The sequence below is a fragment of the Achromobacter sp. JCM 18799 genome (assembly GCF_055395645.1).
The window spans coordinates 5,804,931-5,826,683 of sequence record NZ_AP043866.1; the positions used below are offsets into that span (position 1 = coordinate 5,804,931).

At 64.1% G+C, this 21,753-nt stretch carries 24 protein-coding genes, 1 tRNA gene, 1 pseudogene and 1 other annotated feature; of the genes and pseudogenes, 15 read left to right on the plus strand and 11 right to left on the minus strand.

The features are described 5' to 3' along the window. The first annotated feature begins 160 nt into the window (after positions 1 to 160). The 3 genes and pseudogenes from ACZ5YA_RS27355 (at position 161) to ACZ5YA_RS27365 (ending at position 3,038) form a co-directional block, all read left to right on the plus strand. Positions 161 to 910, plus strand: coding sequence for an AzlC family ABC transporter permease (locus ACZ5YA_RS27355; protein WP_059371643.1), 750 nt, complete (start codon positions 161 to 163; stop codon positions 908 to 910). Beyond that, positions 907 to 1,243 (plus strand): annotated as a pseudogene (locus ACZ5YA_RS27360) (AzlD domain-containing protein). The gene ACZ5YA_RS27355 and the pseudogene ACZ5YA_RS27360 overlap by 4 nt, the downstream one beginning before the upstream one ends. Before the next feature lie 322 nt (positions 1,244 to 1,565). Next, positions 1,566 to 3,038, plus strand: coding sequence for a DEAD/DEAH box helicase (locus tag ACZ5YA_RS27365; protein WP_464091482.1), 1,473 nt, complete (start codon positions 1,566 to 1,568; stop codon positions 3,036 to 3,038). An 81-nt stretch (positions 3,039 to 3,119) separates the two neighbouring features. Here the strand turns inward: ACZ5YA_RS27365 and ACZ5YA_RS27370 are convergent, their stop codons facing one another. Then, positions 3,120 to 3,503 (minus strand): thioredoxin family protein, encoded by a 384-nt coding sequence (locus ACZ5YA_RS27370; protein WP_059371644.1) that lies wholly within the window; start codon positions 3,501 to 3,503, stop codon positions 3,120 to 3,122. A gap of 63 nt (positions 3,504 to 3,566) precedes the next feature. Between ACZ5YA_RS27370 and ACZ5YA_RS27375 the strand changes: the two genes are divergently transcribed. The 3 genes from ACZ5YA_RS27375 (at position 3,567) to ACZ5YA_RS27385 (ending at position 6,255) form a co-directional block, all read left to right on the plus strand. Beyond that, entirely contained in the window at positions 3,567 to 4,376 is an 810-nt protein-coding gene (locus tag ACZ5YA_RS27375; protein ID WP_054449954.1) for an EI24 domain-containing protein, read from the plus strand. 34 nt (positions 4,377 to 4,410) lie between these two features. Beyond that, positions 4,411 to 5,226 carry a competence/damage-inducible protein A gene (locus tag ACZ5YA_RS27380; protein ID WP_059371645.1) on the plus strand — a complete coding sequence of 272 codons (816 nt, stop codon included), beginning with the start codon at positions 4,411 to 4,413 and terminating at the stop codon, positions 5,224 to 5,226. Between the two features lie 168 nt (positions 5,227 to 5,394). Further along, entirely contained in the window at positions 5,395 to 6,255 is an 861-nt protein-coding gene (locus tag ACZ5YA_RS27385) for an IclR family transcriptional regulator (protein WP_059371646.1), read from the plus strand. An 80-nt stretch (positions 6,256 to 6,335) separates the two neighbouring features. On the opposite strand, the gene ACZ5YA_RS27390 is transcribed toward ACZ5YA_RS27385, so the two are convergent. Next, positions 6,336 to 7,313: a tripartite tricarboxylate transporter substrate binding protein BugD gene (locus tag ACZ5YA_RS27390; protein WP_059371647.1), complete on the minus strand. Its 978-nt coding sequence runs from the start codon at positions 7,311 to 7,313 to the stop codon at positions 6,336 to 6,338. 381 nt (positions 7,314 to 7,694) lie between these two features. Here ACZ5YA_RS27390 and phaP point away from each other — a divergent pair, with 381 nt between their 5' ends. Then, positions 7,695 to 8,273 (plus strand): TIGR01841 family phasin, encoded by a 579-nt coding sequence (gene phaP / locus ACZ5YA_RS27395; RefSeq protein ID WP_059371648.1) that lies wholly within the window; start codon positions 7,695 to 7,697, stop codon positions 8,271 to 8,273. A 148-nt stretch (positions 8,274 to 8,421) separates the two neighbouring features. Here phaP and ACZ5YA_RS27400 read toward each other — a convergent pair whose 3' ends face one another. From ACZ5YA_RS27400 to ACZ5YA_RS27420, 5 genes are all read right to left on the minus strand, one after another. Continuing rightward, positions 8,422 to 9,462 carry a quinone-dependent dihydroorotate dehydrogenase gene (locus ACZ5YA_RS27400; protein WP_059371649.1) on the minus strand — a complete coding sequence of 347 codons (1,041 nt, stop codon included), beginning with the start codon at positions 9,460 to 9,462 and terminating at the stop codon, positions 8,422 to 8,424. A 67-nt stretch (positions 9,463 to 9,529) separates the two neighbouring features. Beyond that, positions 9,530 to 10,267: an arginyltransferase gene (locus ACZ5YA_RS27405; RefSeq protein WP_059371650.1), complete on the minus strand. Its 738-nt coding sequence runs from the start codon at positions 10,265 to 10,267 to the stop codon at positions 9,530 to 9,532. 42 nt (positions 10,268 to 10,309) lie between these two features. Further along, the gene (gene aat, locus ACZ5YA_RS27410) at positions 10,310 to 11,083 is read right to left on the minus strand and encodes a leucyl/phenylalanyl-tRNA--protein transferase (protein WP_464091483.1); all 774 of its coding nucleotides are present in this window, start codon (positions 11,081 to 11,083) and stop codon (positions 10,310 to 10,312) included. Continuing rightward, a complete protein-coding gene (locus ACZ5YA_RS27415) occupies positions 11,080 to 11,661 on the minus strand; it encodes an NUDIX hydrolase (protein WP_059371652.1) in 582 nt (193 codons plus the stop codon). The genes aat and ACZ5YA_RS27415 overlap by 4 nt, the downstream gene beginning before the upstream one ends. Positions 11,662 to 11,671: 10 nt before the next feature. Then, entirely contained in the window at positions 11,672 to 12,604 is a 933-nt protein-coding gene (locus tag ACZ5YA_RS27420; protein ID WP_464091484.1) for a LysR family transcriptional regulator, read from the minus strand. 130 nt (positions 12,605 to 12,734) lie between these two features. On the opposite strand from ACZ5YA_RS27420, the gene ACZ5YA_RS27425 reads away from it, so the two are divergent. Both ACZ5YA_RS27425 and ACZ5YA_RS27430 read left to right on the plus strand, forming a co-directional pair. Continuing rightward, the gene (locus ACZ5YA_RS27425) at positions 12,735 to 13,136 is read left to right on the plus strand and encodes a DoxX family protein (RefSeq protein ID WP_059371654.1); all 402 of its coding nucleotides are present in this window, start codon (positions 12,735 to 12,737) and stop codon (positions 13,134 to 13,136) included. Between the two features lie 96 nt (positions 13,137 to 13,232). Continuing rightward, positions 13,233 to 13,697, plus strand: coding sequence for a nuclear transport factor 2 family protein (locus ACZ5YA_RS27430; protein WP_059371655.1), 465 nt, complete (start codon positions 13,233 to 13,235; stop codon positions 13,695 to 13,697). 9 nt (positions 13,698 to 13,706) lie between these two features. Here ACZ5YA_RS27430 and ACZ5YA_RS27435 read toward each other — a convergent pair whose 3' ends face one another. Next, positions 13,707 to 14,297 (minus strand): DUF2946 family protein, encoded by a 591-nt coding sequence (locus tag ACZ5YA_RS27435; protein WP_118932886.1) that lies wholly within the window; start codon positions 14,295 to 14,297, stop codon positions 13,707 to 13,709. A gap of 2 nt (positions 14,298 to 14,299) precedes the next feature. After that, positions 14,300 to 14,623 (minus strand): hypothetical protein, encoded by a 324-nt coding sequence (locus ACZ5YA_RS27440; protein ID WP_054451291.1) that lies wholly within the window; start codon positions 14,621 to 14,623, stop codon positions 14,300 to 14,302. Positions 14,624 to 14,863: 240 nt separating this feature from the next. Between ACZ5YA_RS27440 and ACZ5YA_RS27445 the strand changes: the two genes are divergently transcribed. Together ACZ5YA_RS27445 and ACZ5YA_RS27450 are read left to right on the plus strand one after the other, a co-directional pair. After that, positions 14,864 to 15,838, plus strand: coding sequence for a D-2-hydroxyacid dehydrogenase family protein (locus ACZ5YA_RS27445; RefSeq protein ID WP_251877746.1), 975 nt, complete (start codon positions 14,864 to 14,866; stop codon positions 15,836 to 15,838). After that, positions 15,835 to 16,293 (plus strand): hypothetical protein, encoded by a 459-nt coding sequence (locus ACZ5YA_RS27450; RefSeq protein ID WP_251877744.1) that lies wholly within the window; start codon positions 15,835 to 15,837, stop codon positions 16,291 to 16,293. Before ACZ5YA_RS27445 ends, ACZ5YA_RS27450 begins: the two co-directional genes overlap by 4 nt. Positions 16,294 to 16,400: 107 nt before the next feature. Here ACZ5YA_RS27450 and ACZ5YA_RS27455 read toward each other — a convergent pair. Next, positions 16,401 to 16,474: transfer RNA gene (locus tag ACZ5YA_RS27455), tRNA-Cys, on the minus strand. A 315-nt stretch (positions 16,475 to 16,789) separates the two neighbouring features. Between ACZ5YA_RS27455 and ACZ5YA_RS27460 the strand changes: the two genes are divergently transcribed. Together ACZ5YA_RS27460 and ACZ5YA_RS27465 are read left to right on the plus strand one after the other, a co-directional pair. Then, positions 16,790 to 18,147 (plus strand): IS3 family transposase gene (locus ACZ5YA_RS27460; protein WP_115282932.1). Its coding sequence is split into 2 segments (ribosomal slippage): positions 16,790 to 17,291 and positions 17,291 to 18,147, totalling 1,359 coding nucleotides; the frame shifts between segments, so codons are not numbered across the junction. 78 nt (positions 18,148 to 18,225) lie between these two features. Next, positions 18,226 to 19,451 (plus strand): IS3 family transposase gene (locus ACZ5YA_RS27465; protein ID WP_109842673.1). Its coding sequence is split into 2 segments (ribosomal slippage): positions 18,226 to 18,511 and positions 18,511 to 19,451, totalling 1,227 coding nucleotides; the frame shifts between segments, so codons are not numbered across the junction. Then, positions 18,504 to 18,620, plus strand: a sequence feature (AL1L pseudoknot). It overlaps the preceding gene by 117 nt. 245 nt (positions 19,452 to 19,696) lie before the next feature. Here the strand turns inward: ACZ5YA_RS27465 and ACZ5YA_RS27470 are convergent. After that, positions 19,697 to 20,197, minus strand: coding sequence for a DUF305 domain-containing protein (locus tag ACZ5YA_RS27470; protein WP_003098996.1), 501 nt, complete (start codon positions 20,195 to 20,197; stop codon positions 19,697 to 19,699). A 450-nt stretch (positions 20,198 to 20,647) separates the two neighbouring features. Here ACZ5YA_RS27470 and ACZ5YA_RS27475 point away from each other — a divergent pair, with 450 nt between their 5' ends. Then, complete coding sequence (locus tag ACZ5YA_RS27475) at positions 20,648 to 21,394, plus strand: hypothetical protein (RefSeq protein ID WP_003120040.1); 747 nt, start codon at positions 20,648 to 20,650, stop codon at positions 21,392 to 21,394. A gap of 118 nt (positions 21,395 to 21,512) precedes the next feature. Next, complete coding sequence (locus ACZ5YA_RS27480; protein WP_042992898.1) at positions 21,513 to 21,725, plus strand: AlpA family transcriptional regulator; 213 nt, start codon at positions 21,513 to 21,515, stop codon at positions 21,723 to 21,725. Positions 21,726 to 21,753: the final 28 nt, after the last annotated feature.

Genomic DNA, 21,753 nt, shown 5'->3' on the forward strand with positions numbered 1-21,753 from the left:
TATTGTATCAAGCGGCGAGGTTACAATACGCGCCTATTCGCGCCCCGGCGCGGCGCCGCCAGGCCCGCGCGTACTGATCCCGGCGGGCGAACGGGTTGTCGTGCGTTCCTTTTCCTTAGAGTTTCCATGTCGTCCTGTCCGAATCGCCAGGGGCCAGCCGTTGTCCTCTGAATCCGCGCTTCCTGAATCCGAAGACCCCGTCGCGGTCCGCCAGGAGCGTATCGCTGCATTCCGGGCTGGCGTGCACGCCATCGTGCCCGCCCTGATCGCCACCGCCACTTGGGGGCTGGTCACCGGCGTGGCCATGGTCAAGTCGGGCTTGACCGAGACCATGGCGCTGGCCATGACCCTGCTGCTTTACGCGGGTTCCGCCCAGCTGACCTCCCTGCCGCTCATCGCCACCGGCGCGCCGCTCTGGCTGATCTTCGCCGCCGGTTGCGTGGTGAACCTGCGTTTCCTCATTTTCGGCGCGGCGCTGCATCCCTATTTCCGCCACCTGTCCTGGCCCAAGCGCCTCGGGTTGGGGTATTTCACGACCGACATGGGCTTCGTGCTGTTCATGCCGCGCTTTGGCGATGCGGCCGTGCGCGGCACCCGCGAGCAGCTCTGGTTCTTCCTGGGCGCCATCGCGCCCGGCTGGTTCGTCTGGCAGACCTCGTCCATTGTCGGCATCTACCTGGGCTCCATGGTGCCCACGGACTGGTCGCTGGACTTTGCCGCGGTGCTGGCGCTGCTGGCCATCACGGTGCCGCTGGCCAACACCAAGCCCATGCTGATTTCCATGCTGGCTGCCGGCGTGGTCGCCTGGACCGGGCAGGTCCTGCCGCTGCGCCTGGGCCTGGCCGCCGCCGTGGTGGCGGGCGTGGTCGCCGGCATTTGGGCCGAACGCTACTTCAAGGCCCGCGCATGACCCTCTGGCCCGCCGAGATCTACGTCTATTCCGCCATTCTGCTGTTGGCGCTGTGCAGCGTGCTGACGCGCGCCGGCTTCATGCTGTTCGGCGATTACATCCCCCCTGCCGGAAGGCGTGCGCCGCGCCTTGCGCTACGCGCCCGCCGCCGCCCTGACCGCCATCATCGTGCCCGACCTGCTGCCGTGGAAGGCCGGCCTGGGGCCGGTGTTCGACTACAAGCTGGTCGCGGGCGTGCTCGCCATCCTGGTATTCCTGCGCACCCGCAGCGCGGTGCTGGTCATCATCGTCGGCATGCTGGCGCTCTGGGGCCTGCGCTGGCTGGCCGGCTGAAGGTCGTTGCCAAAACGTCCATCCAGTGGACGCTGCTGGTATGCCCGGCGGGCGCTTGCTGACAGCCGGCGGAAGGCCTTTGCAACGCCTTTCAGAAGGCGAGTGGACCGTGTGGTAATGCGGCTGCGCTAAAATCATGTTATCCACAGCAATCCGGGCCTGGTACTGCCCTCATAAGTATCGAATCCAGAATGCGCCGCCTGGCCTGCAACGCAGGATGCGGATTGCGCGTGTTCAGACTGTTCCGATGCATATGTAGTGCAGTGCGCGTAGCACTCTCGTTTTGTTCTTTTTCACTGGTCCCGGTATCTGCCTAACCCTGATGACTGAATCCACTCAATCCGTAGCACCTGCCGCTGACGCACCCGCGCCGACGTTCACCGATTTCGGGCTGCACCCTCTGCTGCTGCAGTCCATCGCCGAAACCGGCTACACCACGCCCACGCCGATCCAGGCCCAGGCCATTCCCGTCGTGGTGGAAGGGCGCGATGTCATGGGCGCCGCGCAGACCGGCACCGGCAAGACGGCCGCCTTCACGCTGCCCATCCTGCACCGCTTGATGCCCTTGGCCAACACCAGCGCATCGCCCGCGCGCCATCCGGTGCGCGCGCTGATCCTGACGCCCACGCGCGAACTGGCCGACCAGGTCTATGAAAGCGTCAAGCGCTACAGCAAGCAGACGCCGCTGCGTTCGGCAGTTGTCTTCGGTGGCGTGGATATCGGTCCGCAGAAGGAAGCCCTGCGCCGCGGTTGCGAAGTGCTGGTGGCCACGCCCGGCCGCCTGCTCGACCACGTCGAGCAAAAGAACGTGAACCTGAGCCAGGTCGGCATCCTGGTGCTGGACGAAGCCGACCGCATGCTGGACATGGGCTTCCTGCCCGACCTGGAGCGCATCATCCGCCTGCTGCCCGCGCAGCGCCAGGGCCTGCTGTTCTCCGCCACGTTCAGCAATGAAATCCGCAAGCTGGGCCGCTCGTACCTGAATCAACCGGTCGAAATCGAAGTCGCGGCGCGCAACGCCACCGCCAACACGATCACCCAGATCGCCTACAAGATGCCCAGCGACGCCAAGCGCGCCGCGGTCGTGCATCTGGTGAAGTCGCGCGGCCTGAACCAGGTCATCGTGTTCTCCAACACCAAGATCGGCACGGCGCGGCTGGCCCGCGACCTGGAGCGCGACGGCGTCAAGGCCGAATCCATCCACGGCGACAAGACCCAGGCCGACCGCATGAAGGCGCTGGAAGCCTTCAAGGCCGGCGAACTGGAAGTGCTGGTGGCCACCGACGTGGCCGCGCGCGGCCTGGACGTGGCCGGCGTGCCTTGCGTCATCAACTACGACCTGCCGTACAACGCCGAAGACTACGTGCACCGTATCGGCCGCACAGGCCGCGCCGGCGCATCGGGCGAGGCCATCGCCTTGTTCACGCCCGACGAAGAGCGTTTCCTGCTCGACATCGAAAAACTCATCAAGCGCGAAGTGCCGCGCGGCACGCTGGATGTTCCGGCCGATCTGGTCGCCCGCAGCCACCGCCGCAGCGACGAGCGCCGCGGTTCGTCGTCGCGTGAAGGCCGTGAAGGCCGTGACAGCCGCGGTGACCGCGGCCGCTCGTCCGACCGTCGTTCCAGCTATTCGTCCGGCGCGCCGCGCCAGCCCGTGGATGATTTCTTCCTGAAGCCCTACGAGCCCTCGGCGCCGTCCGCGCCCGCCGAAGAGCCGGCGCCCAGGAACAATGGCGCATCCTCCGGGCCGAAACGCCAGATCGCCGTCCTGCTGGGCGGCAGCCGCAAGCCCTGAAAGGCGCCGGCATGAAAAAACCCGCAAGCCTGAGGGCTCGCGGGTTTTTTTATGGCTGGAGCGCGTGACGCCTGCTGCGGCTCAGGCCGCCAGCAGGCGCGGCAGGTCCGGCAACGCGGTGGCGACCGCAGGGCTGTTTTCATTCAGGCTTTCGAGCAGGCGTTCGAGGTGGCCGATGTGCGGCAGCATGGGGCCGTAGAACACCACCCGCGATCCGATCTGCACCAGCAGCGTGGGGAAATTCTCCACGTCTTCGTCGCCCAGCAGTTCGGCGTGGTCCTCGATGTCGATCCAGGCGAAGACATGCCGCGGCATGGCCTGGGCCAGCGCTTGCAGCTTGGGCTTGTATTGCTCGCAGGTGTCGCACCAGGCCGCGCAGAAGCAGGCTACCAGCCAGGCGTCGGGCGATGAGCCCAACCGCGCGCGCAGCGTGGCCAGGTCGGTATCGGGTACAAGTAGGGACATGTGGGCAGATGAAGGCGTGTTTGACTATCATACCCGGGATGTCTACCCCCTCATTCTTCCTCCATGACTGCTTTGCGCACTGATTCCGCCACGCCCGACAACGGCCGATTTTCCGCTGCCGGGGCCGGCGCCGTCAGCGTCGGCCAGGCGTTCAAGCGCGCCCTGGTGTCCCAATGCCATCCCTCCATGCTGTTCGCGGTGCTGCTGCCGTTCCTCATCGCGCTGGTGGGAGCCCTGTTGCTGCTGTACCTGTTCTGGACGCCGCTCAACGAATGGCTGGCGGCCGAGGCGGCGCGCTGGGACTTCGTCAACCGGGCCGAGGACTGGATGCTGGCGATGGGGCTGTTCTCACTCAAGGTCTACATGATCCCCGTGATCGCGGTGGCCATTCTGTTGCCGGTATCGGGCATCCTGGGCCTGGCGATTGCCGCCGTGTTCGTGATGCCGCTGGTGCTGAACCACGTCGGCAAGCGTGAATATGTGAGCGTCACGCGGCAAGGCAAGCACGCGACCGCGGTCAGCGTGTGGAACGCGATCTGGGTATCGCTGGCCTTTGCCGCGGGCTGGCTGCTTACGCTGCCGCTGTGGCTGGTGCCGCCCATGGCCATCGCGTTGTCGATCTTCTGGTGGGCGTTCGCGTTTTCGCGCATGATGCGCGTGGACGCCATCGTCGAACACGCCAGCCCCGCCGAGCGCAAGCTCATCCTGGAACGCAACAACGGCGGCTTCTGGACCATAGGCCTGATCTGCTCGCTGTTGAACTTGTTGCCGCCCGCGTGGGTCATCCTGCCGGTGTTCTCGGCCCTGGTCTACGCCCACTACGGTCTGGAAGCGCTCAAGCGCTTGCGCGAGGACCGTGTCATCGACGTCTGAACCGCGTCATCCCTCTCAACTTCTGGAATCGGACATGGCCGCAGAATCCGCCGCCCGCCGCATTGGCCTCATCATCGTAGGGGACGAAATCCTCTCGGGCCGCCGTCAGGACAAGCATTTTTCCAAGGTCGTCGAGCTTCTGGGCGCGCGCGGCATGCAGCTGGGCTGGGCCGAAATCGTGCCAGACGACCGCGACACCCTCATCGCCACCTACAAGCGCAGCTTTGCCACCGGCGACGTGGTGTTTTCCTGTGGCGGCATCGGCGGCACGCCCGACGACCACACGCGCCAGGCCGCCGCAGCCGCGCTGGGCCTGCCGCTGGCGCTGCACCCGGAGGCCGAAGAGGCCATCGCGCTGCGCACGGCCGAGATGGCCGCAAAAGGGCAGGGCACGGCCGACATGAGCGCGCCGGAAAACCAGCAGCGGCTGCAGATGGGCGTGTTTCCGGAAGGCTGTGAGATCGTCCCGAACCCCTATAACCGCATTCCCGGCTTCTACATCAAGGACCACACCTTCGTGCCGGGCTTTCCCGTCATGGCCTGGCCCATGCTGGAATGGACGCTGGACACGCGTTATCGTGCACTGCAGCATGTGCACGCCCACGCGGAGCATTCCTTCCTGGTATTCAGCATGCCCGAATCGCGCATCACGCCGGCCATGCAGACCGTGGAAACGCGCTGGCCGGGCGTGCGCGCGTTCAGCCTGCCCAGCGTGGGCGAGGCCGGCGGCACCCCCCACATCGACCTGGGCGTGAAGGGCGAACCGGCCGCAGCGGCCGAAGCATTGGAGTATTTGCGGGCCGAGGTGCTGCGTCTGGGCGGCAAGCTGGCGCCCCCGCCAGCAGCATGAAGACAGGGCCGCACCCGAGGTGCGGCCTTTTTTTTGATACAAAAAGCGGTTGCCAAACGCGCCAGTAAATTTCACAATACGGGAAAGAACTGTTTGCTGCGATGCCGCAAGTCCGGTTCCCGAAGGTGGGGCCCTACAGGCGGCGCAGCTGTCCTCGTCCCCCTTTCCATGTCCCGTCTCCCCACTACCCGCAATGCCCTGGACGCCGAGACCGAAGGCGCCTCCCATCCCATCGCCATCCAGGTGATCGAGCGCGCCATGCGCCTGCTCGACGCCCTGGCTGCGCAGCCGGATCCGGTAACGCTGAAAGAACTGTCCGCGACCACCGGCCTGCATGCGTCCACCGCGCATCGCATCCTGAACGACCTGGTCGTGGGCCGCTACGTCGAACGCGTCGACAACGGCCTGTATCAGCTGGGCATGCGCCTGCTGGAGCTGGGTTCGCTGGTCAAGGGGCGCCTGAACGTGCGCGAGGCGGCCATTTCCGCCATGCGTTCGCTGCACAAGTTGACCGGGCAGACCATCAACCTGTCGGTCCAGCAGGGCGACGAGATCGTCTACATCGAGCGCGCCTGGAGCGAACGCTCCGGCATGCAGGTGGTCCGCGCCATCGGCGGTCGCGCGCCTTTGCACCTGACCTCCACCGGCAAGCTGTTCCTGTCCACCGCCGATGCGCGCCAGGTGCGGGCCTACGCGCTGCGCACCGGCCTGGCCGGCCACACGCGCAACAGCCTGACCGACCTTGACCGCCTGGAGCGTGAACTGGCGCTGGTGCGGCGCCATGGTTATGCGCGCGACAACGAAGAACTGGAACTCGGCGTGCGCTGCATCGCCGCGGGCATTTTCGACGACACCGGCAAGCTGGTCGCCGGCCTGTCCATTTCGGCCCCCGCCGAACGCCTGCAGGACGACTGGATCAAGGCGCTGGTCGATACCGCCGCCAGCATCTCGGAAGCGCTGGGCTACGAGCCCTCCGTTTCGACCGGCTTCAACGGCCTGGGCATGGCCGCGGAAGCTCTGCGCCCGTAATCCCGCGCAGGCCCGCAAAAAAAGAAAAGCCCCGAAAGGGGCTTTTCCTTTGCATGCGCCGCAAGGGCGCATGGTTTGGGTTACTGCTGTTCGACGCCAGCCTTCTTGAACAGTTCGCCCCACTGCGGGACTTGCTGCTTGACCTTGGCTTCCAGGGCTTGCGGGTTCGCTTCGGCCGTCAGCACCGTCGCGCCCAGCTGCTTCATGCGTTCCTGGAACTTGGGGTCGGCCAGACCGGCCTGCAGGCTCTTGACCAGCTTGTCCACGACGGGCTTGGGCGTGCCCTTCGGCACCCACATGCCATGCCAGATGCCCACTTCGAAGCCCTTGTAGCCGGATTCGTCCATGGTCGGCAGGTTCGGCAGCGTGGGGACGCGCTTCAGGCTGGTGACGGCGTAGGCCTTCACCTTGCCGCTGTCGATCTGCTGGGTGGTGTTGGTGGTCTGGTCGCAGAGCAGGTCCACCTGCTTGCCCAGCAGGTCGTTCATGGCGGGCGCGGTGCCCTTGTAGGGGATGGTCAGCAGCTGTACGCCCAGGGCCTCGACCAGCATGGTGCCGCACAGATGGCTGGCGGCGCCGATGCCGGCGTTGGCCAGGGACACCTTGTCCTTGTTCTGTTTGACGTACTCGGCCAGTTCCTTGATGTTGTTGGGCGGGAAGTCCGAACGCGCGATGATGGTCATCGGCACGTCGACCACCAGGCCGATGGGTTCGAAGCTCTTGTAGGGGTCGTACCCCGGATTCTTGTACAGCGAGGGCGCCGTCGAGAAGCCGGCGTGCATCAGCAGGACGGAGTAGCCGTCAGGCTGGGCGCGCGCCACCTGGGTCGTGCCGATGGTGCCACCGGCGCCGCCCTTGTTCTCGACCACGACCGTCTGGCCCAGACTCGGCCGCATGGCTTCCGCGAGCGAACGCGCGACGTTGTCCGTCGGGCCGCCGGCGGCGAACGGCACCACCATGTTGATGGGGCGATCCGGGTATTCGGCTTGGGCGGCGCCGGCTGCGAGCATGGCGCTGGCCGCGAGCAAGGCCGAAAGCGTGCGGGGGATGAGGGTCATGGAGTCTCCAATTGCAGGGTTTTGCTTGCTGCGATTTCGTTGTTGCGCGCTGACTTATGGGTTTATTTGTCTGTCATCAGCGTGAAAGCAGTTTAGAAAACAATTGATACGACGTCACTTCGGGTATTTCCCGAATCCTGGGAAACGTTTGTGCTGGATCAAACCCGGGGCAAAGCATGCACCGTCAAAGTGCAATTCTTTGTTGCGTCGCACAAAAACTCCTTGACAAGGATTTTTCCCGGCCTAGAATGTCAATTGTGCAGTGCATCAAACGGGCCGGCGGTAGCTTGTAGTACCAGTTTCCGCGCACGTTTCTATAGTTCGTCGCAGACAACCATTCCTTACTTGCCGGACAGCCTCCGGCTACCCATGGAGCATCCTATGAGCGCTATCCCGCAACAAGTCCTGGACCGTCAAAAGGCCAGCATCAACACCATCGTGGCCGCCCAGTCGGCCGTGTTCGCCGGCTTCGAAAAGCTGGTCGAACTGAACCTGAAGGTCGTCCGCGCCACCCTGGACGAAGTCGCCCAGAAGTCGCAGCAAGCCGCTGAAGTCAAGGATCCGCAGGAAGCCGCCGCTTTCGCCTCGGGCCTGCTGCAGCCGGGCGCTGAAAAGGCCATGGCTTACACCAAGCATGTGTACGACATCGTTGCCGGCGTGCAGACCAGCCTGGTCAAGCTGACCGAAGACCAGATCGCCGAAGGCCAGCAGCAGCTGAGCGAAGCCGTCGACCAGTTCTCCAAGAACGCCCCGACCGGCTCCGAAAGCGCCGTTGCCCTGATCAAGTCCTCGCTGGCCACCGCGACCAGCGCCTACGATTCGATGACCAAGGCCGCCAAGCAGGCCGCCGAAGTCGCCGAGTCGAACCTGAATGCCGCCGCCAACGCGACCTTCAAGGCTGCCACGGATGCCGCCGACGCAGCGACCAAGGTTGCCAGCCGCAGCCGCCGCAGCGCCTAAGTTTTTGGCGCGCAGGGCTGCGCAAACCGCAGTTATGTAGTACTGTTGAGTGACAGAGCAGAGCTGGAATTAGGGCCACCCACCGGGTGGCCCCTTTTTTTTGCCTGCTTTTTTCGCTGCGGGGCCGGCGGATGCCGGCCGTGCTTGCCTAGCGCGCCACGGCGCGCACGCACTCGCCCACTAGCGCCGGGCCGCGGTAGATCAGGCCGGTGTAGAGCTGCACGGCGTCGGCGCCCGCGTCCATCTTTTCGCGGGCCTGGCGGCCCGACATCACGCCGCCCACGCCGATGATGGCCAGGCTGCCGCCCAGCTTCTCCTTCAGGCGGCGGATGACCGCCAGCGACAATTCATGCACCGGGGCGCCCGACAGGCCGCCTGCTTCCTCGGCATGCGGCTGGCCGGTGACGGCGTCGCGCGAAAGCGTGGTGTTGGTGGCGATGACGCCGTCGATGCCATGGCGCGGCAGCGTCTCCGCGATGGAATCGATCTGCTCGTGCGTCAGGTCCGGGGCGATCTTCACCGCCATGGGTACGCGCCGCTGGTGCTTGTCTTCCAGCATGCGGCGCTTATCCGCCAGTTGCGCCAGCAGGGCCGACAGCTCGTCGCCGCCTTGCAGTGCGCGCAGGTTCTTGGTGTTGGGCGAGGAAATATTCACCGTCACGTAGTCGGCATGCGGATATACGCCTTCCAGCCCGATCAGGTAGTCGTCTGCGGCGCGCTCGATGGGCGTGTCCGCATTCTTGCCGATATTCAGCCCCAGGATGCCGCCTTGCTTGCGCCAGGTGCTGCGCTGCACATTGGCCAGGAACGCTTCCAGGCCCTGGTTGTTGAAGCCCAGCCGGTTGATCAGCGCATTGGCGCGCGGCAGCCGGAACATGCGCGGCTTGGGGTTGCCCGGCTGCGCGCGCGGGGTGACCGTGCCCACCTCGATGAAGCCGAATCCCAGGTTGCCCAGCGCGTCGATATAGGCGCCGTTCTTGTCCAGGCCTGCGGCCAGCCCGATCGGGTTGGCCAGCTGCAAGCCCATCAGCGTGCTCGGCGCCTTCGGCTGCGCGTGCATGAGCTTGCGCGTGGCGCCGCATTCATAGGCGCGCTGCAGGCCCGACAAGGTGACTTCGTGGGCGGTTTCCGCGTCCATGGCGAACAGCGCCGGGCGGGCCAGGGGATAGGCGTGGAAGAGGATAGACATGGGGCGGAATTGTAGAGCGAATTTTGCCGGCCCTGCGCCGCCCCAGGCGCTCCAAAGGAGGGGCGGATCAGGCGGGCGGCAACGCGGGCTGCTCGCCCCACACGCCGTCGACCAGGAACTGGGCCGGGTGGAAGCTGGATTTGTACGACATCTTGCGGCTGTCGGCGATCCAGTAGCCCAGGTACAGCCAGGGCAGGTTCAGCGTCCGGCATTGTTCGATCTGCCACAGGATGCTGTAGGTGCCCAGGCTGCCGGCAATGTCGGGATCGTAGAAGGTGTAGACGGATGAGAGGCCGTCGTCCAGCACGTCGATGATGGACACCATGACCAGCTCGCCCGTCTCGTCGCGGAACTCGACCAGGCGGGTGTTGACGCGGCTGGTAAGCAGGAATTGCGCATATTGTGTGCGGCTGTCCTCATCCATGCCGCCGCCCGGATGGCGGCCCTGCTGATAGCGCGTGTAGAGCCGATAGTGCTCGGGCGACCAGGCCAGCTCGGCCACGAACGACTGCAGACCCTGGTGGTCGCGCCAGGCGCGGCGCTGGCTGCGATTGGGCGCGAAGCCCGCCGTATCCACCCGCACCGGAATACAGGCGTGGCAGTTGTCGCAATGGGGCCGGTAGGTGAACAGCCCGCTGCGCCGAAAGCCTTGCTCCACCAGTTGCGAATACGTGCCTGCGTTGATCAGATGACCGGGCGCGGCGACCTGCGACCGTGCCTGGCGACCCGGCAGATAGCTGCAAGGGTACGGAGCGGTGGCGTAGAACTGCAGGGTGGAGAAGGGGAGTTCTTTGAGCTGGCTCATCGGAGGTCCCGCAATGCGGCGGCAGGCCCGCAAGGGGAGTGGCTACATATTAACGCCGAACCCCGGGCCCGATGCTGTGTCGGGATGCAAGCGGCCGGCGCTGTCCAGCGTGCCCCGGGCCCACGCGACGGCGGGCTGTGCAGTGGCAGTGCGCACATGCTGCAGGAAGGCGGCGCGCGGGATAGGGCGCGCGCCCAGGCTGGCCAGGTGGCGCGTCTGCTGCTGGCAGTCGATGCGTTGCACGCCTTGCGCGGTCAGGTAGCGCACCAGATAGGCCAGCGCAATCTTCGATGCGTTGGGCGCGCGGGTGAACATGGATTCGCCGAAGAACATGCGGCCCAGGCTGATGCCGTAGAGGCCGCCGGCCAGTTCGCCGTCGATCCAGGTTTCGATGCTGTGCACGTAGCCGGCCTCATGCCAGGCGCGATAGGCCTGCTGCATGGCGGCGGTGATCCAGGTGCCGGGCTGACCGTCGCGCGGCGCGGCGCACTGCGCCATCACCTCCGCGAAAGCGGTATCCACGCGCACCTGCACGCGCGGCGCCGCGGACTGCTCCTGGCTGGTGATCTGCCGCAGCAGCTTGCGCAGCGAATGCGAGGGAGCAAAGTCCTTCACGGCCAGCACCATGCGCGGATCGGGGCTCCACCACAGAATGGGCTCGCCCTCGGAGTACCACGGGAATATGCCGTTGGAATAGGCCTCGATCAGCCTGGGCGTGGACAGGTCCGCGCCCGCCGCAAGCAGGCCGTCGGGATCCGCAAGCGCAAACTCCGCGGGCGGAAAAGGGGTGTCGACGGCGAGCCAGGGGAGTTTCAACGGTGCGATTCTAGGGTGTAGTGGTGGGGGGGATACACGCCCAGCTTGCGGTCTTCGAAGTAGTGCCGCAGCGTCGTGGCCACGGTGCGGAACGCCAGGTCGTCCCAGGGGATCTCGGACTCGTCGAAAAAACGGGCCTCGAGGCTTTCGGGACCGGGGTCCAGCGCGTCCGACAGCGCGTCCGCCAGGTAGAACACGTGCACTTGGTCGATCTGCGGCAGGTCGATGATGGTGTAGAGCTCGCCCAGCTTGATGCGCGCGCCGGATTCCTCCAGCGTTTCGCGGGCGGCGCCCTGCGCCGTGCTTTCGCCCAGCTCCATGAAGCCGGCGGGCAGGGTCCAGGTGTTGTAGCGCGGCTCGATCGCGCGCCGGCACAGCAGGACGCGGTTGTTCCAGACCGGCACCGTGCCGACCACCAGCCTTGGGTTCTGGTAGTGGATCGCGCCGCAGTGATCGCAGATGTCGCGTTCGCGGTTGTCGCCTTCGGGAACCCGGCGGCTGATGGGCGAGCCGCATTGGCTGCAGAAATGCGAACGGCGCGGCGCGGGGAAGTATTCGAGGGGCGATTTTGCGGTCATGGGTACGATTCTAACGGCTGCGGCGGGGGCTGGCGCGCCGGCCCGGAACGGCCGGGGAGGGGGCGCCGAAGCGGCCCTCCAGATGCTCCACGAAGGATCGTACCTTGGGCGACAGGAAGCGCCGGTGCGGGTAGACGGCGTACATGGAGATCGGGGTATGGGCGTAATCGGCCAGCAGCGCGACCAGACGGCCGGTACGGATGTCGTCGCCCACCAGGAAATCGGGCTGCAGGATGATGCCGTGCCCGGCCAGCGCGGCGGTCCGCAGCACGTCGCCGTTGTTGGCCCGCAGGGCAGCGTTCACGCGCACCAGATGGGTCACGCCGTCATTCTCGAAATGCCATTCGTTGCCGGTGCTGGCATAGGCGTAATGCAGGCAGCGATGCTGCTTCAGTTCTTCCGGAGTCTGCGGCGTGCCGTGGCGCTGCAGGTAGTCGGGGGCGGCGCAGACCCGCAACTGTTGCGGCGCCAGCGGCCGCGCGACCAGCGAGGAATCCTGCAGCGGACCGATGCGCACCGCCACGTCGTAGCCGTCCTCCACGAGGTCCACCAGACGGTCGTTCAGGTCCAGGTCGATGATCACGTCGGGGTAGCGTTGCAGGTATTCGGCAATGGCGGGTCCCAGGTGCAGGATGCCGAACGACACCGGCGCGCTCACCCGCAGCCGGCCGCTGGGCCGCTGGCCCTCGGCCTGCAGCGACAGTTCCAGGTCCGCCACCTCGGCCAGGATGGGCCGCACGCGTTCGTAGAAGGCGCGTCCGGCGTCTGTCATGCTCAGCTTGCGCGTGGTGCGGTTCAGGAGACGCACGCCGTACTTCTGCTCCAGATAGGCGATCTGGCGCGTGACCACGGAGCGGGCCTGGCCCATCTTGTCGGCCGCGGCCGCAAAAGAGCCCAATTCCACGACCTTGGCATAGGTCTGCATGGCGATGTGCGTGTCCAAGATTGTTTCCTATCGGGGAACAATAATTTGCAATTCTGCATGTTTATCTTTGTTTTTGGAATCGCAAGAATAACGCTCATCAAGAATCTTCCCATCCTGGGCGATTCCCCTACCGCTCTAGGAGAGTGCAATGGTTGATACCCGTACCGCGCCCTATGCCGCGCTGCTGCTGCGCGTGGCGCTCGGCGTCATGTTCCTGGCCCATGGCCTGACCAAGCTGCTAGTGTTCACGCTGCCCGGCACCGCGCAGTTCTTCGCCAAGATCGGCGTGCCTGCTTGGCTGGCGTATCCGGTGACGTTCTTCGAGATCATCGCCGGCATCATGCTGATTCTGGGCGTTCTGCCGCGCTGGGTGGCCATCATCTCCGTGGTGCAATTGTTCGTGGCTGCGACCGTGCATTTCGGCAACGGTTGGGGTTTCAGCAACCCCGGCGGCGGCTGGGAATACCCGATCTTCCTGAGCGTGGCGGCCGCTGTGTTGCTGCTGCTGGGCGATGGCAAGTTTGCGCTGGTCAAAAGCTGGCGCGGCTGATCGCTGCGCGCACCAGTCTGTCTACCGCCACGGACGTGGCCGACAGGACGGCCGGCCCATAGAATGGCCCGGCCGTTTTCCATTTCCGGAGTATCCATGTCCTTCCCGAAGTCATACCTCAAGCGCGCCGCTGCGGCGGCCATGCTGGCCCTGGCCCTGTCTCCCGCCGTCCATGCTTCCGCTGAGCAAGAAGCCGCCAACAAGGCGGCCGTGCTGGCCTTCTACGAGAAGGGCCTGAACCAGAAGGACGCGGATGCGGCGTTGAAGTACGTCGGCGACCGCTATGTGCAGCACAACCCGAATGCCGCGGACGGGCCCGAAGGCTTTCGCAAATTCATCGCTTTCCTGCGCGACAAGTTTCCGCAGTCGCGCAGCGAGATCAAGCGTGTCTTCACCGATGGGGACTATGTGATCCTGCACGTGCACGCGGTGCGCCAGCCCGGCGACCGCGGCAGCGCCATCATCGACATCTTCCGTCTGGAGCAGGGCAAGATCGTGGAGCACTGGGACGCGGTGCAGCCCATTCCCGAGCAGTCCGCCAATCCCAACGGCATGTTCTGAGCGTGCCGTTCAGGCGCGGGGATTCGCTTCGAAGCCCAATTCCCGCGCCACATCCTTTTGCGCGATCAACGCCAGCGGCGCGGCCGCATAGATTCCGGGCAGGACGGCGTGGATTGCGCTGCCGGCCGCAAGGTCTGCCAGCGCGTCCAGCAGCGGCGCGCCGTCCGCCGTGGCCATCTTTTCCAGGAGCGGCTGCAGATCGCGGTCCAGCACGATGCCGGCGCCCAGAGGCGTCATTGCATACAACTGTCCTGCGTCGTCCAGTTTCCAGCCATCGACCGAATCGATCGCCACGTTCGTGTGCGTGAGCAGTCGGCGGTTGTCGTCGCTCAGCCGCAGCACATAGGGCGCGGCGTCCAAGCGCAGGAACACGCGCTGCGGACCATTCTGGAAGAACCAGCGGCCCGCGTCATCGTGTTCATAGTTGCGGTTGATGAATTCCAGGATCTGGGTATTGGTGATGGATTCACCCGGGCCGCCCTTTGCCGCAAGGCCCTGCGGATGCAGGCGCCAGCGGCCGCGCGCGTCCAGCGACAGCCAGCCGTATACCGCCGGCACGTCGGGCCAGCGGGCTAGCGCGTCCTTCACCGATTGATCCATGTTCAGGGGCGGATGATGATGGGAGGCGGGTTGATGACAATGGCGGGCGCCGGCATCACGGCCACCGGCTGCGGCACCTGCACATAGCCGTGGCGGTAGTCATCCCGGCATTTGCGCTTTTCCTGGTAGTCGCCATTGCGTTTCCATTTGCGCTCGACCTTACAGGCGCCGTCCCAATATTGTTCCTTGTACTCGCGGCCGTGGCGATGGCGGTGCTTGTCCGAGTCGGCCTGCGCGGCAAGCGGGGCCAGCGTGAGCAACGCCGCCGTGGACAGCGTCAGCAGCGCGGAGGAGGGACGGGCTCGAGAGTTCGGAATGGTACGCATGGTATCCATCATCAGTTGCAAACGGCGTCACCATAGCAATCATTTGATTGACGGCGCGTAGGGATGCGTAACGAGATGCTGGGGAAAGCCGCCATCGTACCTGAGCGGCCGATTGACGAAGCGGGGCGGTCGTGGCGTACGTCTTTGACGACGGAGGAATGAACGGCATCATTTTGTTTTACGAGAGGCAAGAAGCAGCGTAAAACTTGAACATTCATTTCCACCCGACGAGTCCCGCACATGAAGATTGCGATCCTGGACGACTGGTTCGATACCCTGCGCCGCCTGCCCTGCTACGCGCTGCTGCGCGATCACGAGGTCACGGTCTGGACGGATCACGCGGAAGATGCCGATGTGCTCGCGCAGCGCCTGGCCGATACGGAAGCGCTGGTCCTGATCCGCGAACGCACCACGATACGGCGCGAACTGATAGAGAAGTTGCCCAAGCTGCGCCTGATCAGCCAGCGCAGCGTCTATCCGCATATCGACGTCCCCGCATGCAGCGAGCACGGCGTCCTGGTCTGTTCCGACCTGCACGCCGATACGCCTTCCTATGCCGCCGCCGAGCTGACCTGGGCGCTGGTGCTGGCCGCCATGCGGCAGCTGCCGCAACAGGTCGAGTCCATGCGCCAAGGCCATTGGCAATGCGGCGTGGGTCACACTGTCCGCGGCAAGACCATGGGCATCTTCGGCTATGGGCGCATCGGCCGGGTGGTTGCCGGCTACGCGCGGGCGTTCGGCATGCGCGTGCTGGTCTGCGCCCGCCCCGAGTCGCTGCAGCGCGCGCGCGAGGAAGGCTACGAAGTCGCAAGCTCCCGGCAGGAGTTCTTCGCCTCCTGTGACGTGCTGTCGCTGCATATGCGCCTGGTTCCCGCCACCAAGGGTATCGTCACCGCCGCGGATCTCGCGGCCATGAAAGAGGGATCGCTGTTCGTCAACACCAGCCGCGCCGGACTGGTGGAACCCGGCGCCCTGGTGCAGGCGTTGCGCGCCGGCCGTCCGGCCATGGCGGCGCTGGACGTATTCGAACAGGAGCCCCTGACCGACACGGCGAATCCGCTGCTGCAGATGCCCAACGTCTTGTGCACGCCCCATATCGGGTATGTGACCTATGAGGAATGGGATCTGCAATTCAAGGACGTGTTCAACCAGATCCTTGCCTATGCGGCGGGCAAGCCCGTGAACATGGTGAATCCGCAGGCGGTGTCGCCATGAACGCATCGCTGGAACGCTTGGCCAGGCAGCTCGATCTGGATGATGCGGGCAATGAACGGCTACGCCTGGCTTTCGGCCGCGCCTGTGCGCAACGGGTCGAGCATCTGCTCGAAGAGCAGGAGGCCGTGGATTGCCTGGCGAGCCTCGGCCGTTATCTGGACGGCGCGATCGGCCGTGAACCGCTGCAGCAGGCGGCCGCCGAGGCTGCGCGCCTGGCGAACCGGCATCAGGGATCGAAATCCCTGGACGGCTGCGGCCATGCCGCGGTGTCCGCGACCTATGCGGTCGCCAGCGCACTGGCCGGCAAGGCGTTGCGCGCAGCCGAATACGCGGCCTACGCCGCGGTCTACGGTCAGGGCGGTTACGGCGCCGTGTCGGATCCTGAATCGTTCGAGGCGGAGTTCGCCTGGCAGACGGGATGCCTGGAGTCCTTGGCTGCAGTCAAGGCTGACTAGCCCGTGTTGGGGCAATCGCGCGGCGGCTTGTCGTCCGCAGCCCGTCATTGCTGATCCGGAAAAACAAAAAACCCGCAGAGTTTCATCTGCGGGTTTCAGGAAATCGCTGGAGGCGCAAGCCGGAATCGAACCGACGTACACGGATTTGCAATCCGCTGCATAACCACTCTGCCATTGCGCCAGCACTTGCAAGAAAAAAGGAAGCGCGGTGTTGGCCGTTGCTTCCTTTTTGTATTTGGAGCGGGAAACGAGTCATGCATTAGAGCGCTAAGTCTCTGTTTCCCAATCACTTTCTCCACTGTGGTGATTAGTGAAGAACTCAATTATAGCCTTGTTTTTCGCCCTCGGCAACAAAGTTCATCCAACCACTTCCACCAGCGTCCAAGGATGGTCCATCCACCCGTCGTTACGCCTGATGCGTCGAGCTGCTCAGCGGGTTTGAACCGCCCCGGAAATGAACTGACCCCCAGAAGTTGGACAAACTTCAAGGGGTTTCATGAGGAAGTACGAAACGGAGTTCAAGCTGGAAGTGGTCCTGAGCTTCTTGGCAGGCGAAGGCGGCGCGAAGCTCTTGGCTCGGCGGTGGTCGATTCCCGAGGAGAAGGTCCGCACCTGGGTGAGCCACTACCGTCTGCACGGCATCGACGGCTTGCGCCCCAAGCGCAGCGCGTACAGTGCGCGGTTCAAGCTGCAGGTGCTGGCTCATCAGGATCGCGAACAGCTTTCCAGCCGCCAGGTCGCGGCGATCTATGACATCCGCAATCCCAATCAGGTCGTGGTCTGGCGACGCAATCTCGATCAAGGCCGCCTGCAGGCGCGCGCGAGCGGGAAAGAAGAGCAGCCCAAGATGAAGCCAGAACGACGCTCTGCAACACCGTCAAGCACGGTCGTTGCCGATGCGCAGAAGACCCTGCGGGAAGAGAACGAGCGACTGCGCGCGGAGGTCGCGTACCTAAAAAAATTGCAGGCCTTGATCCAGTCGAAGAGGTCAGCTGCGCCGACAAAGCGCGTCTGATTGCTGGGTTGAGGCATGACCATAAACTGGCGGACCTGCTGCAGGTAGCGGGCCTGGCGCGCAGCACGTTCTACTACCAGTGCCAGGCAACCCAGCGCGCCGACCCGCACAGCACTATGGAGGCGAGCATCCGCACTGTCTATGACGAGCACAAGGGCCGCTATGGATACCGGCGGATCACGGCCGCGCTGTGCAATTCAATGGGAGAGCCGGTCAACCACAAGTGCGTGCAGCGTCTGATGCAGAAGATGGGGCTGCGCGCGTTGATTCGGGTGAAGAAGCGCTCCCGGCATGTCCCAGGCACGAGCGATGCACACGTTCCCAACGTTCTGCAGCGCGACTTCTGTGCGACCGCTCCGAGCCAGAAGTGGGCGACCGACGTCACCGAGTTCAACGTGGGCGGCCACAAGCTCTACCTGTCGGCCTGCATGGACCTGTACAACGGCGAGATCGTCGCGTACCGCATGGCAAGGCGCCCGGTCTTCGAGATGGTTTCCAGCATGCTTGACGCCGCGCTCTCGCAGACCAGTTGCGCGGCCGACCTGATCGTGCACTCCGATCAAGGCTGGCACTACAAGATGCAGCCCTACCGAGCGATGCTCGCGCGACGCGGAGCCAGGCAAAGCATGAGTCGCAAAGGCAACTGCTTCGACAACGCGGCGATTGAAAGCTTCTTCGGCACCCTGAAGGCCGAGTATTTCCATCTTGAAAGGCCCGACAGCATTGATGCACTCGAAGCGGGCGTGCATGATTACGTCCACTACTACAACCACGAGCGCATCAAGCTCGGGCTGCTGGGACTCAGTCCGGTGGAGTACCGATTGAGAAGCACCGCCTGAACGGCGGCATCGTGACCGTCCAACTTCTGGGGGTCAGTTCAAAAATCTGGAGGCTCCATTCCTTGAGAAGATGGAGCTATGAGCAGAGCAAGCAAGTTCTCCCCGGAAGTCCGGGAACGGTCGGTGAAGATGGTGCTGGAGCACCAAGACGAGTACGAGTCGCAGTGGGCGGCGATCGTGTCGGTGGCGGCCAAGGTTGGCTGCACGGCCGAGACGCTGCGAGGCTGGCTTCGCCAGCACGAGCGCGACACGGGCAAGCGTGACGGCGTAACGACGGCCGAGAAGGAGCGCATCAGGGCGCTCGAACGCGAGGTGCGCGAGCTGCGCCAGGCCAACGAGATCCTACGCAAGGCGTCGGCGTATTTTGCCCAGGCGGAGCTCGACCGCCCCTTCAAACGATGAAGCGATTCGTCGATGAGCAGCGAGACGTTCACGGGGTCGAGCCGATCTGCAAGGTGCTGCAGATCGCCCCGTCGACGTACTACGCGCATGCGGCCAGGCAGGCCGATCCGGAGCTGCGATCGCAGCGGGTGAAGACCGACGAGATACTGATACCCGAGGTGCAGCGCGTGTGGGACGACAACTACCAGGTCTACGGGGTACGCAAGGTCTGGCGGCAGCTGCGGCGCGAGCGAGTCGACGTTGCGCGCTGTACCGTGCAGCGGCTGATGAAGCGGCTTGGGCTGAGGGGCGTTGTTCGAGGCAAGGCCGTGCGCACGACGGTGAGCGATCCGAAGGCGCCGTGCCCGCTCGATCACGTGAAGCGGCAATTCAAGGCCGATCGGCCGAACGCGCTGTGGGTCAGCGACTTCACGTACGTCTCGACTTGGCAAGGATGGGTCTACGTCGCTTTCGTCATCGACGTGTTCGCCCGTCGCATCGTGGGCTGGAAGGCCTCCTGCTCGATGCAGACGGACTTCGTGCTCGACGCGCTCGAGCAGGCGTTGTACGCGAGGAAGCCGGTCGGCCCGGATCGCCTGATCCACCACAGCGACCGAGGCGTCCAGTACGTGTCGATCCGATACACCGAGCGGCTGGCCGAGGCGGGCCTGGAGCCCTCTGTGGGCAGCGTGGGCGACTCGTTCGACAACGCACTGGCCGAGACCATCAACGGCCTCTACAAGGCCGAGGTGATCCATCGGAAGTCATCCTGGCGCACGCGCGACGAAGTCGAGTGGGCCACGCTCCATTGGGTCGACTGGTTCAACAACCGCCGATTGCTTGAACCGATCGGTAATATCCCGCCGGCCGAAGCCGAAGCCAACTACTATTCGCAACCCAACGAGTCCGTCATGTCGGCGTGACTCAACCCAAGGAGTCTCCGGGAAACCCGGGGCGGTTCAGGTTCGCTATCGAACTCCAACTTGCGACGATCATGACTTGCGCTCGCTCCGCAGGCAGCGCGGGGTGGTGTCGCGTGGACTGCCTGGCACCTGGACGGCTGTAGGACACGACCGCCGGCATCGGAACACCGCAAGTACTCATCTTTACATCGCTGCGGCTAACTTCGCCGGAGCGCAACGCGGCGCCAGTGTAGTGGCAGCCAGCCTCAACGAAGGCGTGCAGCAATCCGGTTCATCTGCTCGATCTCCGCGCGCTGGCCATCGGAAATCGCTTGGCATAGGTTGACGAGTTCCGGATCTGAGAGCTGCGCCTCGCGGCACATGAGGATAGCTCCCGAATGGTGCGGGACCATAGACGCGATGAACTGTCGATCGCCGATTCCGGTTTGAGCACGGGTAGCGGCAAAAGAACCGAGTGTGAGAACGGCAAACAAGCCGTACAGCACGAGATTGAGCCGCCGGTTTGGAAACATGCCGGGCATTGTCGCTAGCATGAAGATGCCCATTGGCGCCCACATAGTGACCGCCATGTAGAGCATGTTGAGATTGTTTCTGAAGTCCCTAGCGCCGTCGATCATGCTGAACATTACGAAGTACATGACGACGAGTCCCAACACCATGTTCACCCAGAACTTGGCGTATGGTCGGCCGTGCTTACCCATCTGACCGGATGTGTGATGTTGATGTTCATGGGAATGTTCAGCCATCTCCGTCTCCTATTTGCTGGGGCAACCTGGCAGGGTCACTGGTACTGCGGCAGATACTTTGTCGATATATCAGCATGTGGAGCGATGCATCACTAACCGCTGATTTCCAGTCCCCAACTGGACGTAGGGGCGTCGAACGCTTCAACTCGCGGGTCTTGAACCGTCTGGATATCAGACCATACCAAATCGGTCTTGATGGGCTTTGCGCCACCTATGACGCTGGTACCGTGAGCGCCAATATCGAGCTTGCGTCCTCATCGCTCGATGGGCCGGCAACTGATCGATTCTTGCATATCAAGCAAGACAAGGCCACCTGCGGCGGACGCCAATGGCCTCCTCCGCCTTCGCTTAGGGCATCGCCTCAAGCGTCCGTCGCAGGCCATAACGACACAACAGCCCTTGGGCAAGAAAGGAGCCGGTGATGTAGCGCACCCGAAAGGAGACGAAGACATGCACAAGGACATTTCAACATCAAAGGTGTTCTATCGTCCCATCGAGGCGGCCATCCGATGGGCTGGGTTGCTGCGGTATCTGCCGATGATCCTGGCCACGATCGCGTCACCGCGTGTCCTGCCTCGGTCGCTGAACTGCCCTCGATGGAATGAGTGCCGGCTGCACTCGGAACGTATCTATGACGGCATCCTCAACGGAGAGCTGCCCTACGGCAAGAACGGGATCACGCTCAATGATCCGAAGCTGCTCAATTCTCTAGATCTGACTGTTCGCCATGTCGATCTGAAACGCTGGATGCGCACCCACTACCCCGAGCACCGGCCAGGATTTCTGTTCAGCCGTGGCGAACGCATGGCGCATCCTTTCATCACCATGGAAACAGGACAGGCGATCCTCGTGGAGCGGCTGGCCCTTCAGGCCGCGCTTGAACAAGCCCGACGTGAGATGCGAGAACTGCAGGAGCAGCACGACACGCTACTCAAGCAATCCTCGGTGCTGTTGGCATCCAAGCAATGCGAGATCAGCGAACGGGCGGAAACGACCTATCTCAACATCATTGGTGGGATGTTGACGCTGATGCTGAGCCAGTCGCCTTCAGGCGTGCCCTATTCCAGCTTCAAAACGCAGGAGGCCCTTGTCTCTGCATTGGTCGCCCACTACGGCGGCACCATGGGCATCACTGAGCGCACCTTAAACGGAAAGTTCGCCAACGCTAAGAGGTACGTCCGTAGCGCAAGCGCATGAGGTTATCCAGCTTGTATGTGCAATCGCGGAGATTGCATTTGCAATGTCTTTCCGCAGCCAGGTCTATTGAATAGAGGTCACGCCAACAAACGCCACCGAGCGTTCAGGAGTGACCGCCATGTCGCAGACCCCTGTACTCCCGCCGATCGAGCGCCGCATCCTGCGGCTCGATGAAGTCGAAGCCAAGTCCGGCTTCAAACGTGCCCACATCTACAACCTGATGAAGAAGCGCGAGTTCCCCCAGGCGCTGCGCCTGGGCGTGCGCGCTGTCGGCTGGGATTCGATCGAAATCGACCAGTGGATCGCCGAGCGCCTCAACCACCGGACCTGACCCGCTCTCCCGCGGACTTCCCATTCCC

Coding starts and splice junctions, on each gene's coding strand:
- ACZ5YA_RS27365 (WP_464091482.1), top strand. CDS start 1,566: ATGACTGAATCCACTCAATCCGTAGCACCTGCCGCTGACGCACCCGCG.
- ACZ5YA_RS27370 (WP_059371644.1), bottom strand. CDS start 3,503: ATGTCCCTACTTGTACCCGATACCGACCTGGCCACGCTGCGCGCGCGG.
- ACZ5YA_RS27375 (WP_054449954.1), top strand. CDS start 3,567: ATGACTGCTTTGCGCACTGATTCCGCCACGCCCGACAACGGCCGATTT.
- ACZ5YA_RS27380 (WP_059371645.1), top strand. CDS start 4,411: ATGGCCGCAGAATCCGCCGCCCGCCGCATTGGCCTCATCATCGTAGGG.
- ACZ5YA_RS27385 (WP_059371646.1), top strand. CDS start 5,395: ATGTCCCGTCTCCCCACTACCCGCAATGCCCTGGACGCCGAGACCGAA.
- ACZ5YA_RS27390 (WP_059371647.1), bottom strand. CDS start 7,313: ATGACCCTCATCCCCCGCACGCTTTCGGCCTTGCTCGCGGCCAGCGCC.
- phaP (WP_059371648.1), top strand. CDS start 7,695: ATGAGCGCTATCCCGCAACAAGTCCTGGACCGTCAAAAGGCCAGCATC.
- ACZ5YA_RS27400 (WP_059371649.1), bottom strand. CDS start 9,462: ATGTCTATCCTCTTCCACGCCTATCCCCTGGCCCGCCCGGCGCTGTTC.
- ACZ5YA_RS27405 (WP_059371650.1), bottom strand. CDS start 10,267: ATGAGCCAGCTCAAAGAACTCCCCTTCTCCACCCTGCAGTTCTACGCC.
- ACZ5YA_RS27415 (WP_059371652.1), bottom strand. CDS start 11,661: ATGACCGCAAAATCGCCCCTCGAATACTTCCCCGCGCCGCGCCGTTCG.
- ACZ5YA_RS27425 (WP_059371654.1), top strand. CDS start 12,735: ATGGTTGATACCCGTACCGCGCCCTATGCCGCGCTGCTGCTGCGCGTG.
- ACZ5YA_RS27430 (WP_059371655.1), top strand. CDS start 13,233: ATGTCCTTCCCGAAGTCATACCTCAAGCGCGCCGCTGCGGCGGCCATG.
- ACZ5YA_RS27435 (WP_118932886.1), bottom strand. CDS start 14,297: ATGGATCAATCGGTGAAGGACGCGCTAGCCCGCTGGCCCGACGTGCCG.
- ACZ5YA_RS27440 (WP_054451291.1), bottom strand. CDS start 14,623: ATGCGTACCATTCCGAACTCTCGAGCCCGTCCCTCCTCCGCGCTGCTG.
- ACZ5YA_RS27445 (WP_251877746.1), top strand. CDS start 14,864: ATGAAGATTGCGATCCTGGACGACTGGTTCGATACCCTGCGCCGCCTG.
- ACZ5YA_RS27450 (WP_251877744.1), top strand. CDS start 15,835: ATGAACGCATCGCTGGAACGCTTGGCCAGGCAGCTCGATCTGGATGAT.
- ACZ5YA_RS27470 (WP_003098996.1), bottom strand. CDS start 20,197: ATGGCTGAACATTCCCATGAACATCAACATCACACATCCGGTCAGATG.
- ACZ5YA_RS27475 (WP_003120040.1), top strand. CDS start 20,648: ATGCACAAGGACATTTCAACATCAAAGGTGTTCTATCGTCCCATCGAG.
- ACZ5YA_RS27480 (WP_042992898.1), top strand. CDS start 21,513: ATGTCGCAGACCCCTGTACTCCCGCCGATCGAGCGCCGCATCCTGCGG.